General features: G+C 52.3%; 13 protein-coding genes. All 13 read right to left on the bottom strand.

What is annotated here, in order from left to right:
• Nucleotides 1-120: 120 nt before the first annotated feature.
• The 13 genes from QOM10_RS30930 to QOM10_RS30870 all read right to left on the bottom strand — a co-directional run bounded on the left by QOM10_RS30930 (nt 121) and on the right by QOM10_RS30870 (nt 15148).
• Complete coding sequence (locus QOM10_RS30930) at nt 121-2196, bottom strand: hypothetical protein (protein WP_101166109.1); 2076 nt, start codon at nt 2194-2196, stop codon at nt 121-123.
• Nucleotides 2197-2305: 109 nt separating this feature from the next.
• Nucleotides 2306-2656: a hypothetical protein gene (locus QOM10_RS30925; RefSeq protein ID WP_133125590.1), complete on the bottom strand. Its 351-nt coding sequence runs from the start codon at nt 2654-2656 to the stop codon at nt 2306-2308.
• Between the two features lie 41 nt (nt 2657-2697).
• Nucleotides 2698-3807 (bottom strand): AAA family ATPase, encoded by a 1110-nt coding sequence (locus QOM10_RS30920; RefSeq protein ID WP_162893431.1) that lies wholly within the window; start codon nt 3805-3807, stop codon nt 2698-2700.
• Nucleotides 3808-4128: 321 nt separating this feature from the next.
• Nucleotides 4129-4380, bottom strand: coding sequence for a hypothetical protein (locus QOM10_RS30915; RefSeq protein WP_316918440.1), 252 nt, complete (start codon nt 4378-4380; stop codon nt 4129-4131).
• A 91-nt stretch (nt 4381-4471) separates the two neighbouring features.
• Nucleotides 4472-4969: a hypothetical protein gene (locus QOM10_RS30910; protein WP_057451478.1), complete on the bottom strand. Its 498-nt coding sequence runs from the start codon at nt 4967-4969 to the stop codon at nt 4472-4474.
• A 530-nt stretch (nt 4970-5499) separates the two neighbouring features.
• Complete coding sequence (locus tag QOM10_RS30905) at nt 5500-6141, bottom strand: helix-turn-helix domain-containing protein (protein ID WP_162254889.1); 642 nt, start codon at nt 6139-6141, stop codon at nt 5500-5502.
• Nucleotides 6142-6248: 107 nt separating this feature from the next.
• Complete coding sequence (locus QOM10_RS30900) at nt 6249-7472, bottom strand: toprim domain-containing protein (protein ID WP_316918439.1); 1224 nt, start codon at nt 7470-7472, stop codon at nt 6249-6251.
• Between the two features lie 217 nt (nt 7473-7689).
• Complete coding sequence (locus tag QOM10_RS30895; RefSeq protein ID WP_156395697.1) at nt 7690-7839, bottom strand: hypothetical protein; 150 nt, start codon at nt 7837-7839, stop codon at nt 7690-7692.
• Nucleotides 7840-8664: 825 nt separating this feature from the next.
• Nucleotides 8665-10095, bottom strand: coding sequence for a hypothetical protein (locus QOM10_RS30890; protein ID WP_101166115.1), 1431 nt, complete (start codon nt 10093-10095; stop codon nt 8665-8667).
• Nucleotides 10092-11060 (bottom strand): ParA family protein, encoded by a 969-nt coding sequence (locus tag QOM10_RS30885; RefSeq protein WP_101166117.1) that lies wholly within the window; start codon nt 11058-11060, stop codon nt 10092-10094. Before QOM10_RS30885 ends, QOM10_RS30890 begins: the two co-directional genes overlap by 4 nt.
• A 320-nt stretch (nt 11061-11380) precedes the next feature.
• Nucleotides 11381-13159: a hypothetical protein gene (locus tag QOM10_RS30880; protein ID WP_133125591.1), complete on the bottom strand. Its 1779-nt coding sequence runs from the start codon at nt 13157-13159 to the stop codon at nt 11381-11383.
• Between the two features lie 185 nt (nt 13160-13344).
• Nucleotides 13345-14394 carry a ParB/RepB/Spo0J family partition protein gene (locus QOM10_RS30875; RefSeq protein WP_101166121.1) on the bottom strand — a complete coding sequence of 350 codons (1050 nt, stop codon included), beginning with the start codon at nt 14392-14394 and terminating at the stop codon, nt 13345-13347.
• Nucleotides 14395-14446: 52 nt separating this feature from the next.
• Nucleotides 14447-15148, bottom strand: coding sequence for a hypothetical protein (locus QOM10_RS30870; RefSeq protein WP_057451484.1), 702 nt, complete (start codon nt 15146-15148; stop codon nt 14447-14449).
• Nucleotides 15149-15277: the final 129 nt, after the last annotated feature.

Below are 15277 nucleotides of genomic sequence, written 5' to 3'. Positions count from 1 at the left end.
GGCGGATGCCGGACGTATCGAGTTGCAACGAACTCAAAAAACATCCGGCGCGAGCCGAATGTTTTTTCAGCTCACTGGGAGAACAGCCCCCGTTTTAGGGGGGCTTTAATTACCGACTTCTCAGGATAGGAATTCAGCCATTTTTGAAACCATGGCTGGAATTAGTCCTTCTGCGTTTTCTGCATGCGCAAACTTTATGTTTGCCGCTCTCAACCAGTCACATGCGCTTTCGGCGCCGATAACCAGAAAAATGACTTCCGCGCCATTACGTTGAATGGTCGAAGTCATCTGAGTAGCGTGTTCAACATCGTCTGGCAGTCCATCAGTCACCACTAAGAGCAGCTTGCGCTGGGCTTCATGGCTCAAAAGGCGAGACCCAGCTTGTAGAACAGCTGAGCCAATTGGAGTGCAGTCACCCCCTACCAGTCGATGCATGCCGGCGATGCGATCCATAGCTACACGATGATTGTCCCCGAAGGACTTAACCATGCAGTTAAGTTCGCCAGATGCTGGAGCGAACCCCAGAATCTCGCGTGGCGTGCCAATTTCATGCAGCACCTTTTCGAGCATCGATAGCGCAATGCGAATCTGCTCAGCAACCGAGCTGCCTTCCTGTTTAATCCCGGTGGAAGCGGACAGGTCGGCAGTAATCGTTACAGCAGCAGTCTCTTCAACCCGTTCCTCTGCTTTCGCAAAGACTTTCGAATCGTTGAGTGCAAAGCGGTAAAGGGCACGGTCTGATAGCTGCCCGGTGCGAGCAGCGTAGCTTTCCGTTTCCTCCCGATTTGCGAGCAGTGCGCGTAGACGGTTTCCCATCACATTTGCTTTACGACCAGTTACTTGGGCAATTGCCGCAGCCATTTCTCGATCCGCAGTAACGACGGGCATACCATCAGCAAAGCCATCGGCTTTACCTGCACCTGCGGAATAATCAATGACCAGACCATCGACCAGCGGTTGGCCTTCATAGGCAGGATTTACGCCAGAGGCGATGCTCCCAGCCAGTTCTTTAAGAGCCGAGCCCTTGTCGAACACTTCCTGGTTGCCCAGGTTTTCGTTCAACATGCTTTCGACCATTTCCTTCAACGACTTCCCATTGTCGGTATCCGCACCTGGCTCTGGCTGGCTATCGCCATCCTCACCCTGGTTGCCTTTACCGTCACTGGACTCGTCGCTTTGCTCACCCTTGGAGCCGGCTTTGCCAGACTTACCTCCAGCCTCGTCATCGTCTTTCGACTCAGAAGATGATTGGTTGGAGGATTCGTCGCCATGTCTTTTGTCACCATCTTGCGACTTATCGCCGGCCTCGGAAACGCCACTCTCATCTTCATCACCTTTCGGGTCAGCTTCTGAGTTTTGGCTTTTACCTTGACCAGCATCATCGCTGTTGGCTTGAGATTCACGATCAGTTCCAGCGTTCCCATCTTCACCTTGCGGATCGGAGCCAGGATCGTTGTCATTCTCAGAATCGGACTTAGCAGAATCGCTGGAGCCTTCGGCATCATCGTCGCCTTCGCTGCTCTCAGGAGAGTTGCTGGGCTGGGACTGCTCTTGCTCTGCAAGGTTTTGCAGAAGTTTGATGATCTTGAGCGCGAGGTCGCCGCCATCCTCTGTAGAGGCGACAGCGGGAAACTCGGCATCCAAAAGGTTACGCAACTCTGGAATCACCTTGTCAGCATGTTGGGCCAAATGCTTACGCAAATTTCCCTCGACGCGTGCGGCAGCCACACTGATAGACGGCCAACGTTTCGCTGTCAGGTACGAGAGGCAATAGCAAGCCACCGCCTCCCCCAACCCTGCGGAACCATCACGGAACTGATCACGCTTGATCAGCACCATGGTGGAATCCAGCAAGCGATTTGCAGCCATCAGCTTCCAAGCGGCCTGACGGCCCTCCATAAATACGTCATCTAACGCGTTCAGAAGAAACCCGGCAAAAGAGCCATGCTCCTTACCGAATGCTTGGAAGAATTCAATATTACTGCGCTGTATGTGTCCCACTTCATGGAAGGCGTTGCCTTCGAACAACACCAAATCATCTGGTGTCAGTTCAGCCGGCAATGCAGGCAACCACATGACCTTGCCATTGGTGGCAGGGCCAACGTTATGACCGACTACGATCTTCAATTTCGAGTCGCGGGCCAATGTACGGATAAACGAGAGCCAACCTTTCGGTGCATTGATAGCAGTACGCATTTAAAACTCCTTACCCATCACTGGGTTTGTGTGCCCAGTTTGGGAATTCCCAGCACCAAGGAAGGGAACCGACCCGAGGGCCGTTTCCAGCCCAAGGGGGGGGGTGTTTTTAGATAGTGGTCAGTCTTGCGGAAGCTAGCTCCAGTGCAATCTCCATGGAGCGCAACTGGTAACCAACTTCCTCACGCTTACGTGAATCGCGAACAGGGTGAAGCTTTTTCAAGCGGAACTCTGCTACGGCGTAAACGACAACAGCGTGTGCAATTTCCAGTCTGCAAGAAGCGAGTTGGATTGCTTTCTTGACCATTACCTTTGCGTTGCTGATTTGATTTTTCATGGCATTTCTCTCACACGCCGCGTCGTGGATGGTTGTTACTTCCAGGTGCGGAGGCTGGAAGGGTTGAGCTATGGGCTCGGAAAATCCTTCCAGCGCGTGAGCGGGAAGTTTTTCCCAGCTCACCAGAGAGGTAACCCCCCCCAAAAATGGGGGGGAGTTATGCTTTATGCAGCGTCCCAATTAAGAGTTTTAGCAGTCAGCTGAGTCAGAAACGAGTTAGCTGTATTTGCGTACTCACTTGGGAGTTCAAGCTTGGTGCCGAACACCAACTCGTAGGTTGGCAGAACGACAAACTGATCGGTTTCCTCCATCCCCGTGTAGATCGCATCAACAAACGCTTTCGCGCAGTCAGGGATCAACTTAGGTTTGTTATCGACCATAACAGTCTTATCATGACGGCCATACACAAGAGCCTTGCGACCCCAGCGTTGAAGCTCACGGAACGACAAGGTATCTGTCATTTCCCCTTGCTCAAAAGCGGCACGGACACGAATAGCAAGCTCAATCATGAACTTCGCAACTTCTTTTGGTAATTCGCCTTTGGTGCTACCGATCAAAGCTTTCAGCTCTAGAGCCGGTTTCATAAAGGTCATTTTGAAACAAGTGAAGCGCGAACGAACTGCGGTATTTTGTGTGTTTACTCCGACATAGTTAGGGTTACGGGACATTTTACCGCCAGTGTTATCAGTAGCGAACAAGCGGAACTTAGGATGCCGCTTGATGGTCATCGAACCTTCAACCTTAGCCAGATCATCGGGCTTGACCAAAGGGTCGAGACCGTGATGTTTCAGGGTAATCGTCTGATCCCCGTTTAATACGTCGTTGATGGACAGCAGTACGCTTGGTTTGATTGCAGCCAATTCGTCGATCAGCACCGGGATGCCGTGACGCAAGCAGTAGCTAAGAACACCATCAGCAGCCTTAACGTTTCCATCCTCAATCGTTTTGGAACCCATCAGGTAAGTTTCATCCAAGCCTGGACCACCGTTAATGGTCATCAGCGGGATGTGCAACCGTGCACAGAATTGCTGCACGAAAGATGACTTACCAGTGCCCTTCTCACCGTTGAACATCATGTTCTCGCGGTTGGCATAAGAGCGCAGCACGCGAGCAACCATGTCTGGTTCAAACACGTAGTCAGGGTTGATTTCAGGCACAAATGGGGAACGAACTGCGTCAATTACAAACGGTTCCTCAAACCCAAGAATGGGATCGGAAAAACCGAAGACTTTGTGCAGGAGAACAGAACGCTGGGTTTTTTTAACTTCGGTCATTTGATTAACTCCGCAACTGCCGCGAACAGTGCATATTGGTTTAATGCCTAGGTCGCGGGGACTAGGCATGGAATTGAGAACTCCAGAAAAACGCCTAGCCTTGAGGGCTAAGAATTTTTCTCGCAGCCCTCTAAGTAACAGAGAATCCCCTCCGACCCGAAGGTCAGAGGGAAGATTGAAGCGACTAACGTGCCGGTTTACTTCCGAACGATGCGTACAGCCAAAGTCCAGTCCCTGCTCCAAGAGCAAGGATCACGCAACCATTTGCAATTAAGTCGATCATTGATATTCACCTGTAAAAGTCATCGAAAATTGAGGTTATTACTTACTCTTTCTTCTTCTTCTTTTTCTTGGTGGTCTTTTCCTCCTGGTCTTGGTCGCTTCGGCCTTGCCCTTTTGCTTAGCCTTCGGGAAGGACATAGCAAGGTCGGACAAGAACATCAGCAGCAACAGAATTGCCGCAACGATGGATACTGGCTTGTAAAAATCAACCGGAATTACCCAGCCACCAGTCAATCCAAGAACAAAAGTGTTTACGCTATAGGCCAAAGCCTTGATTTTAAGTTTTTTCATTTTTTATCACCGTAGTTTAATCGGCATTTTTAAAACCAACGCCACGGTGCTACCGGCGACGTTGGAAACCGTCGCCGGTAAGGTTTTTTAATTAATGACGCACTTCGTAGGACGGCAGGACTACCGCAGGGCTTACAGCGAACTGAATCTCGCTGTTCACACCATGAGAGTCACGCATAAGCTTCCGGTGCATGACCTTTTGCTTAATCTCTTCTAAAAGCGCTTCTTTAGATCGCTCGTGCAGAGGTTCCAACCAAACTCCTAGCCAATGGGCTTTGAATTCGGAACGGAACTCCTTCGAGAGCAGTCTGTGTATACAGATGACCTGAGTTGGAGCCCAGATTATCTGGATGGCTTCATGGCCGTCTTTGGCCTTTAGGAACACACTGTTTTTCGCAACATATTCCATCTTCTCCAGATGACCCAACTTCAAAGGTTCAAGAACCTTGTCTATGAGGTCACCTTCCGCAAGCATTGCAGCTACAAGAGCTGATCCGCGTTCGAGGGCTTGGTCTAACTCCATCTGACGACGGTGTTGAACTTGGCGCTCTGCGTGAAGTGAGCACATCGAAAATTCGTTATATGCCATTTCTAAGCTCCACCTGCCGCGCACAGGGGTATAAGTGAATACCCAGGCGCGGAGGCTGAGTAGTTACGCTTCGCGCAGACAATACTCAGCCTGAGCTGAATGAGGTCAGCTCGAAGTGTGAAGTTCTAATGGAAATGGAGTCAGCTCTACAGGCGCACTAGGCGTTGTAAAAACTGAAAGCGATTGGTCAAAGACCTATCCTGCTAGGGAAGCAAGATGCTTAACGCGAGGCTCGCGTAGAAATAGAAAAAGCCACCTGGCCACATCTACTCAACAGAGGACGTGGTTGGCAAATTCGATGCGGCAATACAGAGAATCTGTACGCCAATTTGGTTTTGCTATGTCTCCTGATCCTTACACGATGACGTGAGAAGGCTCAAGTCCAGAAAACGTTTGCGATGACGCAAAGGTGAACTGGGTGTGCAAGCAATGCTGGCACATAGAACACCGCTTTTTTACCGCATCTGCCAAACAAAGGCAAGCGACTGCCTGTGTGACTTGCTCCCATTTTTCCGCGCATGCGCGGCTATTCAGACAAGCTGTGACTCTGGGAGCATCGCTGCCACTAACATGCATCGCTGTGGCGTAGTCAGCACAGCACCACGCCCCTCAATCTCCACGGCAAACCCTCCTGACTTATCCGGTTCGGCTACCAAGCCGATTGAATACTTTCCAGCACCATTGCGGACAACTACTCGATCACCAACAACGGCCCGACTTGCTGGCTCAATCACAACGACCCAACCACTGAATCCTATAGGCTCAAGCCCGCTCTCAAAGGTAAGCGCAAAGGCCGTCTCGTCTGCACTGTAAAAAAGAATTCGCCGCGCCGTCACAAATGGCTCGCCCCAACAGCCCCGTGTCACTGAGCGGACAAGACTGACAGAAAGAAGTCGGGATATGCGCATGTTGTCCAAGTCACCGCTCTCATGCGCAAGACGGGGAGAGATCGCGGCGGGAGATACTTTCAGAACCTGGGCGAGTTTGGTTAAGGAGTCGAGTGTGAGGGGGATACGACCACTCAAAATACGATTGAACGTACTAGCGTTTTTCCAGCCGCATTCAGCGGCTACATCAGTTTGCGTTAGCCGTCGAGTTAGCTTGGCTCGCTGATACGCAGCACGCAGGCGGCTGCCTTCTTCTTCGAGGATGATAGGAGAAATCGACGCCATTCGGGGATGCACACCTAAGTAAAGTGCGCCCATTATGGTCGAAAGTGAATTGTTTTAGGAGTCTGCCTGCCTACTGCGCAAAGCGCAGTAGGACAGACAGTTTGCGATCAAGCAGCACTAGAATGCCGCTTGTTTACACCACCATTAACCGCGAATGATTTAAGCGTTTGGAGACGGTAGTAGAACCCTTTCAGGTCTAACACCCCTTCTTCAACGATAACGTCTTCCCAGTCACGCCCCTTAACGTTTTCTGGGTTGCCGCTAGGCATCATGAAGGTCACTTCGAAGCCCTCTTTATAAAGGCGACGGGCGAGTTCCCAGGCAAAGTATTGTCCATCGCCACTTTTACGATTGCGCTTCGGGTTTACCGGATCGCAGTCGCTCCAGATGACGACAGAATCAAACTCAGCCTTGTCCACATGCAACTTGGGTAAGGAGCCGCATGAGTAAGCTACTTTCACTGACTCACCTGTAGCCAGATGAATCGACCACCCCTTTTCAACACCCTCGGCAACGTGCAAAACACGGCCTTGGGTTTTGGCAATGGTGATGGACGAACCAGCGAACCCAGGCATCGGAGCACAAATCTTTTTGACTTTGCTGACCGGTGCTTTATCGCCACTCTCAGTGATGAAGATGCGGTGAAAATTCACCACAACCCCACTCTTTGAGCGAAATGCACTTACTATCGCGGGGTATACCCCGGCGAGGACTTTCTTTTCCTGACCTTTTTCACCATCCACCCAATACTCAAGACCTGGATGGAAGCGAACGTCATGGATATTGGAGTTGAGCGGGATACCCCTTTTCTTGAAGTATTCACGCCCTGGCGCAGCGCTTGGATGGTCAAGAGTCACTAAATCTCGGGCAATGAGGAATAGCTTCTCCTTCCTGTAAGCGATCACATCCTGAGTCATTCCCGATGAAGCAGGTCGTACCACTGGGGCCGTTTCCTTGCGCACATGGTCACTACTCGAAGCTGGATTCAAAGCCTTGAAGATTTCAAGCATGCAAGACGTGTAGTCCTTACCGATGCCGTCCTCTACTAAAAGCTCGACAGCGCTCATGCCACGATCCTGCATGCAGGTGCAGATTGCTCTGCCTTCGTAGCTAGCATCGTCAGTAAACCGGAAGTCCAGCTTCCCGCCGGTCGCACTGTGGCGGCTAGGGAAAGGGCAATCGACGAGCTTGCCAATTTTTCCGAGAGCTTGGTCAAACGTGTTGGTCATCCGACCGATCACGTTAAACCAGCCTCCGTTCTGTTGCACAAGCCGATCAACTGTCTCGGAAAGCGGTTCCGTGAATTTCGATGTATTTCGTTTGCGGTTCATAGCTGCCTGTCTCCTGAGAAAAAGGCAGCCCCATAGGGTCTGCCCCTATGGGTTGGTGGTGTCGCATTGTTAAAGATCGTTCCACGCAAAGCGTGGATTCCCAGCCGGGATTTCGGCGCCTTACGACACCAAGTCCGACCAAGCTAATGCTGCACGGCGCTAGCTGTGCGAGCAGTGAAAAGGCGAAAAACCCGAGTTACCGGGTTTTTCTGATGGATCATTTGCTAGAAGGGCAATCCAAGTCGTTCGCAGCAAATGCTGCGCAACGTGACTGGTTAGCACCTGCCAAGTCGCGGCGCGCATCATCGAAGGTCAAATAACCCACGAGAGCAGCGACACTTAAAACGGCCAGCAGAGTACGTTTCATATCAAGTTACCTCACGATACTTAGAAAGCGCCTCCACAGCTGCCTACGGCAACCAATGGCGCCGAAGGCGGTTCACACACGAATAACAGCAAAGCTGATACATCGACGTGCGTGCCCCAAATCAATTTCAGTGCAACAACAACGAACCGACTGAACGAGAAGACAATGGCGAGCCATTATCAGCACATACAACCGGGGCGCATCCGTCACGCCAGCGTACAGGACGCGAACATAGACAAACGCAGGAACAACCTAGGGCTGGAGCGAACTCAAGCCTGTAAGCCGCTAAATCCTGGTCTTCTCTCTAGCCGAAGCCTTCAAGTCGATCAGAAACGTCAGTCAGTAAAGACCTGGGCGAACCCTAGCCAATACAAACCAACAAAACTGCATCGACCCACTGGGAATGCGGACGAACCAACACAAGAACCAAATAGGACGACACAGCTGTCACCTATAAGACCCAAGCAAGCTCAGACCCGTCAAAGTGACAACTCTCGATCAGAACCATCATGCCGAAGCAATCAAAATCCAAAACCGAGAAGGGATTGGAAGTTGAATGCCGAAGCGATCTAGTTCCAATCAGGGTTGCCGAAGCGTGCGATGAATACCAACGCATGCAACAGCTCACAGAACAAACGCGATGACGCATTTAGCTCTGAGGCGTGACCAAACTCTACGAAGACGTAAAGCGGGAGGTCACATGGAGCACGTACAGGTTCGCGCTATTGGCCGTGCGATTCAACCCGGCAATGTCCCCAAAACCATAAAAAAAGGGGGAGCATAAGCTCCCCCTTTCCTGTAGCCGCGCATGCGCGGATTTTGTGTTTACTGATGATTGATCGACACCAAATTCATAAGCTTCAACGGCACATCAATAAATTCCTCGCGCCCTTCGTCGTTCAGGTAAGCGACCACCCCCATGCTTGGGGATTTAGCCTTTTTATTGAGGATCAGTTCGCCAGTGAAGTCTTTCTTGGCGTCAGCGCCCATCTTGAACTCAACCATGATGATTGCACCTTTCGCTGCTCCAGCAACTCCAGCAGCAGGCGACTCATCAAGTGGCGCTTGTTCGGCAGGCTCCTTTGCGCCACCGGCTAGCTGTGAGGCACCAGCGGTCGAGGAACTGGCCGGTGCGAGTGCAGACTGCCCGTTATTCTCGGCACTCTGCGTATTCGGGGAGCCCGGTTGTTGTTTGCCAGACTGCGAATCGAGTGCGCCACTCCCTTGCTGGTCAGTTACAGCCGAGCCAGCGTTGCTTGCCGCTTTCTCACCAGCGCCAGCAGCGCTACCCTGGTTGTTCGACCCTGCACCGGTAGGCGTGCTTGGTACGTTACTAGGCGCCGGAGTGCCTGGATTATGCTGGCCGGAGTTAGCGGGCTGATTCGCCGGCGTGTTCGATGCCGGCTTAGAGCCAACTGCTTCCACTGTGGCTGGCCAAGACCAGCTTGCCTTATCGAATTCGTAGCCATCAGACTCCGCCAGAGTTCGAGCCTGGCGCAGTAGAATGCGAGTGCTCGGTGCGCCCTCCACTTTCAAACTCTCGAAAATTGCCTGACCCAATTGCTCATTCGCCTTGCAAGTAAGGTCGAAGGTGTTGAGGGAATCCAAATCAGTGAGAAGCTTGAGGTGGCAAGCGTCTTTTGCGATCTGGTGGAATTCGGCAGCTTTCAACAGTAGGTAGACGGTCTTTTCGGGCAGGCCGTAAACCTCCATCAACTCGTGCTGCGGAACTACCCTTTTTTCTTCGTTGGAAAGCTCTCGCTTGTAGTCCAGCAGAGCTTGCCCCAACTCAACAGGGTTCAGGTCAACGCGAGCAGTGTTCTCATGAATCTGGCAGCGCAGCTGATACGCACGCCCCTTCTTGAGCCAATCGGTATCGATGATTGCCGCAACCTTCCTTGGAAGATCGCTGATAGCCGGATGGTCTGCACTTGTTAGCCGGGAGCAAAGCGTGCGGCGGTGCCCCACGGCGATGCCGTACTTGAGCGCTGGTTTGCTTGGATCGAGCTTGTTCTGAGGTAGAGGGTACACCCGAATCGGCTGTAGCTGCTTCGACCCTTCGATAGTCAAGCGCAGGTCAATCAGACCATCAATGCTGTCGTCCACAACCTTGCCATTGCGGATGTTTTCCGCTGGGTCATAGAGGATTTCATTGGTCGGATCTAGATGGATAATTTTGTCGGACTGGTTGACGAGAGTGCCTGCGTTTACGCCGGCAGCCGTCCCGCCGCCCAACGCTGCAAGATTGCGCTTCATACTGCCCCCTTCACAGCCGCGGCCCTGGCCACAATATCGGCACGAACGGCGCGGCTAATATCTTTGAAATAATGGATGCGCTCAGCTGGAATCTCTGGGATGCGAGAGGCCATTTCCCCGTAAGCCGCGCATGTTTCCTGACTGGCCTGACGCTCGTTACCGCTTTTTCGAAGGTGCCATACAGGGATGCCCATGCCTTGCGATTTGTCAAAAGGCTTGCTCTGACGAATCGGGGTGGGGATAAGAGCGGCACCACACAGATCGCATAGGTGCTGGTATTTCAGCAGCGTATCCTTCTCGCCATCGAGCTTGAGCTTGTTGATCAAAATACCTGTGATGGACAGCTCAATGCCAAGAATCTGCCCAATATTCTCGATGCTACTGAGAACGCCTTCGAGAGCTGACTCGGCGAATGTGTCTACCAGCACAGGTGCGTAGATATAGTCGGCGGTCGCGCAAGCGCTTGTGGTGCGCACGCCCGGAGCTGGCGGTGTGTCGATGACAATAAAGTCATAGATTTGACCGAGAGCCTGCAAGTTCTCATAAAAGACGCTGGCAACGCTGATTGGCATCACATCCACGCCATTGAGTTCATGGCAGTTGCGTGGCGTTGCAGCTACGTCGATACCGCTTGGGTGAGTCAGCGGCTGAAATACCTCAGCAGTACCCTGCTCGAAGAGTGCAAGGGCTGGTGTATGAACATAGTTGGACAACACGTCACGGTTGAAGAAAAGCTGAGTGATATTGCCCTGCCCATCCAGGTCGATGACCAGCACTCGGTAACCGAGTTCGTTCAGGTAGTGCGCGTAGTTGAAGCTTGTAGCGGTCTTGCCGACACCGCCCTTCTGGTTGGTCACGGCAACGATCTTGCCGAGCGGTTCTTCACTTCTGGCCAGCACAGCCTGAATGACTTGAGCCAAGGGGCGAAGTGACGGTTTTTTCTTAGTGGTCGGTCGCGTAGTCATAGCCTATCTCCTAATAGCGCTGACGACTACTTTACCGGCTCTAGGCCTCAGATCAAGCAATTTTTAGCAAAAAGCCGCGCAATGCTAGGGAGTAGTGAAGGCTAAAAAACCATTGAACTGCGCTTATGACCAATAGATATAGGGACTTTACTAGGTTTCCGCCTGTAGCGCCGCTTCAACGTATTAGCGCCAGCGCAACACTTTTAATGGTCATTTAGCCGCGCAATGCGGAAAGCAGACCGCTTATTCCATAGCGGAAGATTAGCGAAATTCCGCGCATGCGCGGACGGCTTGAACCCCATGGACACCCGGCAAAGCATTCACAAGTCCGTTTCGATGATCTTTGCATTGGCACTGCTCGTCGTCTTATTCAGAAACGCTACGCGACTGGCGGCCTGATCCTTAGAGGTGAATTTCCCCATGAACAACACATGCTGCTTCAACTTCTCGGAATACCGATACGTAAAATCGTTGATTCCATAGGCTTTAAGGAAATTCGAGAACTTGTCAGCACTGCCTTTCTCCCCATAGGTGTAGATGACTGAATAAGAAGTTGCAGCCGGGGCCACAACCAATGGCTTCATATCGCCGCCAGCCATCACGCCAGAAGCAATCACAACATCGTCCACACTGCTTGGTCTTGGACGCGGGGCTTTTGGGGCAAAGTCGGAGACTACGACCAGAGGGGCGATGTGATTATTAATCGGCGGCTTGTTCACCTCAGATGCCGAGCCTGCTTCTGCGACTGCGACCGGGGCCGTATGCGGCTTGGCCTTGGCGACGATAGCTTTCGCTGCATTGCTTTCCTTCACCGCAAACGCAACCGGCTGCTCGCCGTAGCTGCCCGAATACACCGCACGGTTAGTCAGTACAGGCCCTACCACAGAGGCTTTCGCAATCTCGGTTTTGACAGTCAACTCAGCAAGCTGGCTTCGAGCATCGTTATTGATCTGAGTTTTCTTGGCTGCCAGCTCTGAACGAATAGCTGTTTCGTTCACAACCTTTTCCAATCGAGCATTTGCTTCCGTACCGCTCGATAGCGCTGTTCCCAGTGCCGCTGTGAGATTGACAGATAGACCTGCCAGCTCTTGGGATAGCTGCTGATCAACGTCGGCGAGCTGCCTAGATTTACGCACTTGAATGTCGCGTTTAGCTTGTTGCAAATCACCTTGAAGACGATCCACCTCCAAGGAGGATGCGTGGCCGCTTGCGTTTGTCGAGGCGACCGGAGCGTTGATCAAGTCCCGCTCCACGTCGGCGAGTGCGTTGTTCTGCACTTGCAGACCGTCGAGCCTGGATTGCTGAACAGCAATCTTTGCGTCATAACCGGCCTGTACCGCCACAAGCTGGCCTTGAAGACTGCTGATCCGCTCATTCAGCTTGCCAATTTCATCGAGCAAAGGTTGAGAGGCGCCATGCAACTCAGTCTTGAGCAGGGTAATTGCATCTTGAGCAGTACCGATATCTGCTTGAACTCGACGCTTGGAGTCTGCGTTGGCCAGCGCAATTTTAATTCGCTGCGATTGAGACACCTGATCAGCCGCCTGATTGTTGGCGGCTGCGTCCCGTTTTGCGCTAATGATCCGCACCTGGAAATCTTGCTCAAGCCGAGAAAGGTCACGCGTCGAATCGGCTTCAATCAAAGCCTTTTTTCGCTGAGCCTCGGCTTTGGCCTTTTCAACCTCAAGCTCGCTTTTGAGCCGGGCCTTCTCAGTTGCAGAGCTTGTGCTCTGAATAGAGCTACTGTATTTCTGATCAAGCTCAACAAGCCGGCGATTCGTATCAAGCTCGGCCTCCATCAACTCCCTATCACGGTCATTCTCGATCAAGGCCTGCTTAACTGCTTGCTCCGATGACTCTTTCGCAATACGGGTTTGGGCATCGTGAGTAGCAGTAGCATAGTCACCCATGCGAACAGCTTCGCTATCACTGGCCTTGAGATTGCCAGCCCCAGCCTCCACTTGGCTCATCCCTATGGAAGTTTCCAGCGCCTTGCGTCTTTCTTCGAGCACATCCAGATCATGCTCTAGGTTCTTTGCCTTTCGCATGTAAAGCATCTGCTGTTCCGTATAGCGCTGCGCCCCCAGAGAGTCGAGCATACGGTCATCGTACTGCGATGCGGGCTGAGTGAGGCCAACCTCGGGTACAGAGTTGAAAGAACAACCGCTAAGCAGTATCGCGGCTGTCAGTAATGTCAGTGAAAATGTGCTTCGCATCTGGGCGTCTCAAGTGGCGAGCTATCTCTGTATTGATAGTGGGAATGAAAAGTCCCCTTTTTTAGGGGTCAGAGCGTTTCCGTATTAACGCCGAGCCGGTCGAGTATTCCTTGAAATTCCTCAGTCGTGCCGGCAACGAAGCCTATTTGCCACCCCCCGCGCTCAGTCCTCACGATGGCGCAGGGGTATCCCGTTTGCTCAGCCACTATTTCTTTGAGGCGCTTTATGTTCACGTCCTCATTAACGCCCGCGCTTGGTGCGGGGCGCTTCTGCATTTTCAGCTTGTTGACCTCATCCACGACCTTGCGAGAAGACCACTTCTTGGCCGCTGCCTCTTGGGCAATCTGCACCTGCTTACCAACAGATGAAAGGCCGCATAGAGGCCGAGCTTGTGCGTAGCTCAGTCGCTCACTTCCCAGCATGTCGCGCACGGAGAGCGGCAGCGACAGGAGCCTCAGATAGTTCGTGACGTGTTCGCGGGATTTGCCTATCTCCTGGGCAACCTCTTGATGGGTCATGCCTGAGTGGAGAAGAAGCTCATAAGAAAATGCTTCCTCCAGTGCGTTGAGGTCTTCGCGCTGAATATTGTCGGCGCCACTGAGGTACAGCGCCTGCTCATCAGTGAAATCACCGATGCAGCAGAGCAGTACCGGCATGCCAATAAGCTGAGCCGCCCGCCACCTCCTTTCGCCACAAATAATCTCGAAACCGTCGGCGTACTTGAGTGGACGCACAATCAACGGAGTAAAATTTGTGCCAGTGGTTTCGAGGCTGGCAGCCAGCTCCTTGATCGCCTGTGGCTTAAAGTTTTTTCGCGTCTGATAGACCCCAGGCTTCAACTGCTCAATAGGCAGCGTTCGGAAGCTTTTCACAACAGACCGGATATCGAATCGCTTTGCTTCAAGCACATCGTATTTGCGATGTGTTCTTCGCGCTTCCCTGCCGGTGCGCAACGCGCCGTCTCGCGATGACCTAGCTGACATTGATCCGTACCTCGGTGCAACGCTCGTAAATAAATAGGCTGCAAGCCCCGCGCTGCAAGGGATTGAGCAGAGCGTCATGATCACCATGACAGCCCACAATGTTTCACGCGAAACATAAATGAATCCGCGAAACATGTTACGCACTATAACCTACGCTGCGCCAACCTCACCCATTTCACCCCAAAAATCATGATGGTAACTGAGGGATCTGTCTGGCTAACTCCATAGTGCTGTCATGAATAAAGCCCCAGGGCTTTGGGGCTGGGCGAAAGACAAGCACCAACCCAGCATTAGGCTGTCGGTATGTGTAGGCAATGGGCTGAGCGATGTATTCGCTACGGTCGTCGGGGATGAATTTAGTACGAACCAAGGCATCAATGATCGGCTTGCACGCGGCGGCAACGCTCTCAACGTCAAGGCAGCTGCTCTCAGCTGTCGCGTAGACCTCTTCTACAATGAACGGAAAGGAGCGAGCCTGATTCTGTTTCCAGAGGTCATAGGTCTCAAGATTCAGCATCATCAGCGCTTCGATTCGCTTGCGCCATGTGGTCTTGAGTTGTGTCGCTTTCGCGTCATGCATACGCAGGAGTACGTTTTGGCTGAGCAACTGAGCACCTGCTAAAACCAGTATCAGAGTGTTGCTTTCCGGGTCGTAGCTCAGAGTGTCCCTTCGAGAGTCCTGATTGTTTAAAGCCACCCTCTTAGCCCTTTGTGTTGCAGCTGATGGTTGACGCGGCTGTACAGCCTGCACTTGAGACCCACCCTCATAACCCGAGGCGGGAACTGAGGGGCCGGCGCTCAACCCGCGCTTTGCACCGTTTCTTTCTTCCTGCTCCGCAATCCTCGCCAGTAGCTTTGGATCACTGGCGATTGCCCAGCGCTTACCCATAAGTCCTCCAGTTTTCAGGGGCTGGAGGATAACGACTGAGTTTTTTTTATAGCCCCGACGACATAACCCCTCAAATTGTGGCCTTTCACTTCCCACTCGTAAGTAAATGGGGCAGCGAAAATCAGGCCA

Origin of the sequence: Pseudomonas sp. P108 (assembly GCF_032613195.1) — a bacterium.
Lineage (GTDB): Bacteria > Pseudomonadota > Gammaproteobacteria > Pseudomonadales > Pseudomonadaceae > Aquipseudomonas.
The sequence above is the reverse complement of the archived record's forward strand: the minus strand, read 5'-3'. Positions and strand labels throughout refer to the sequence as shown.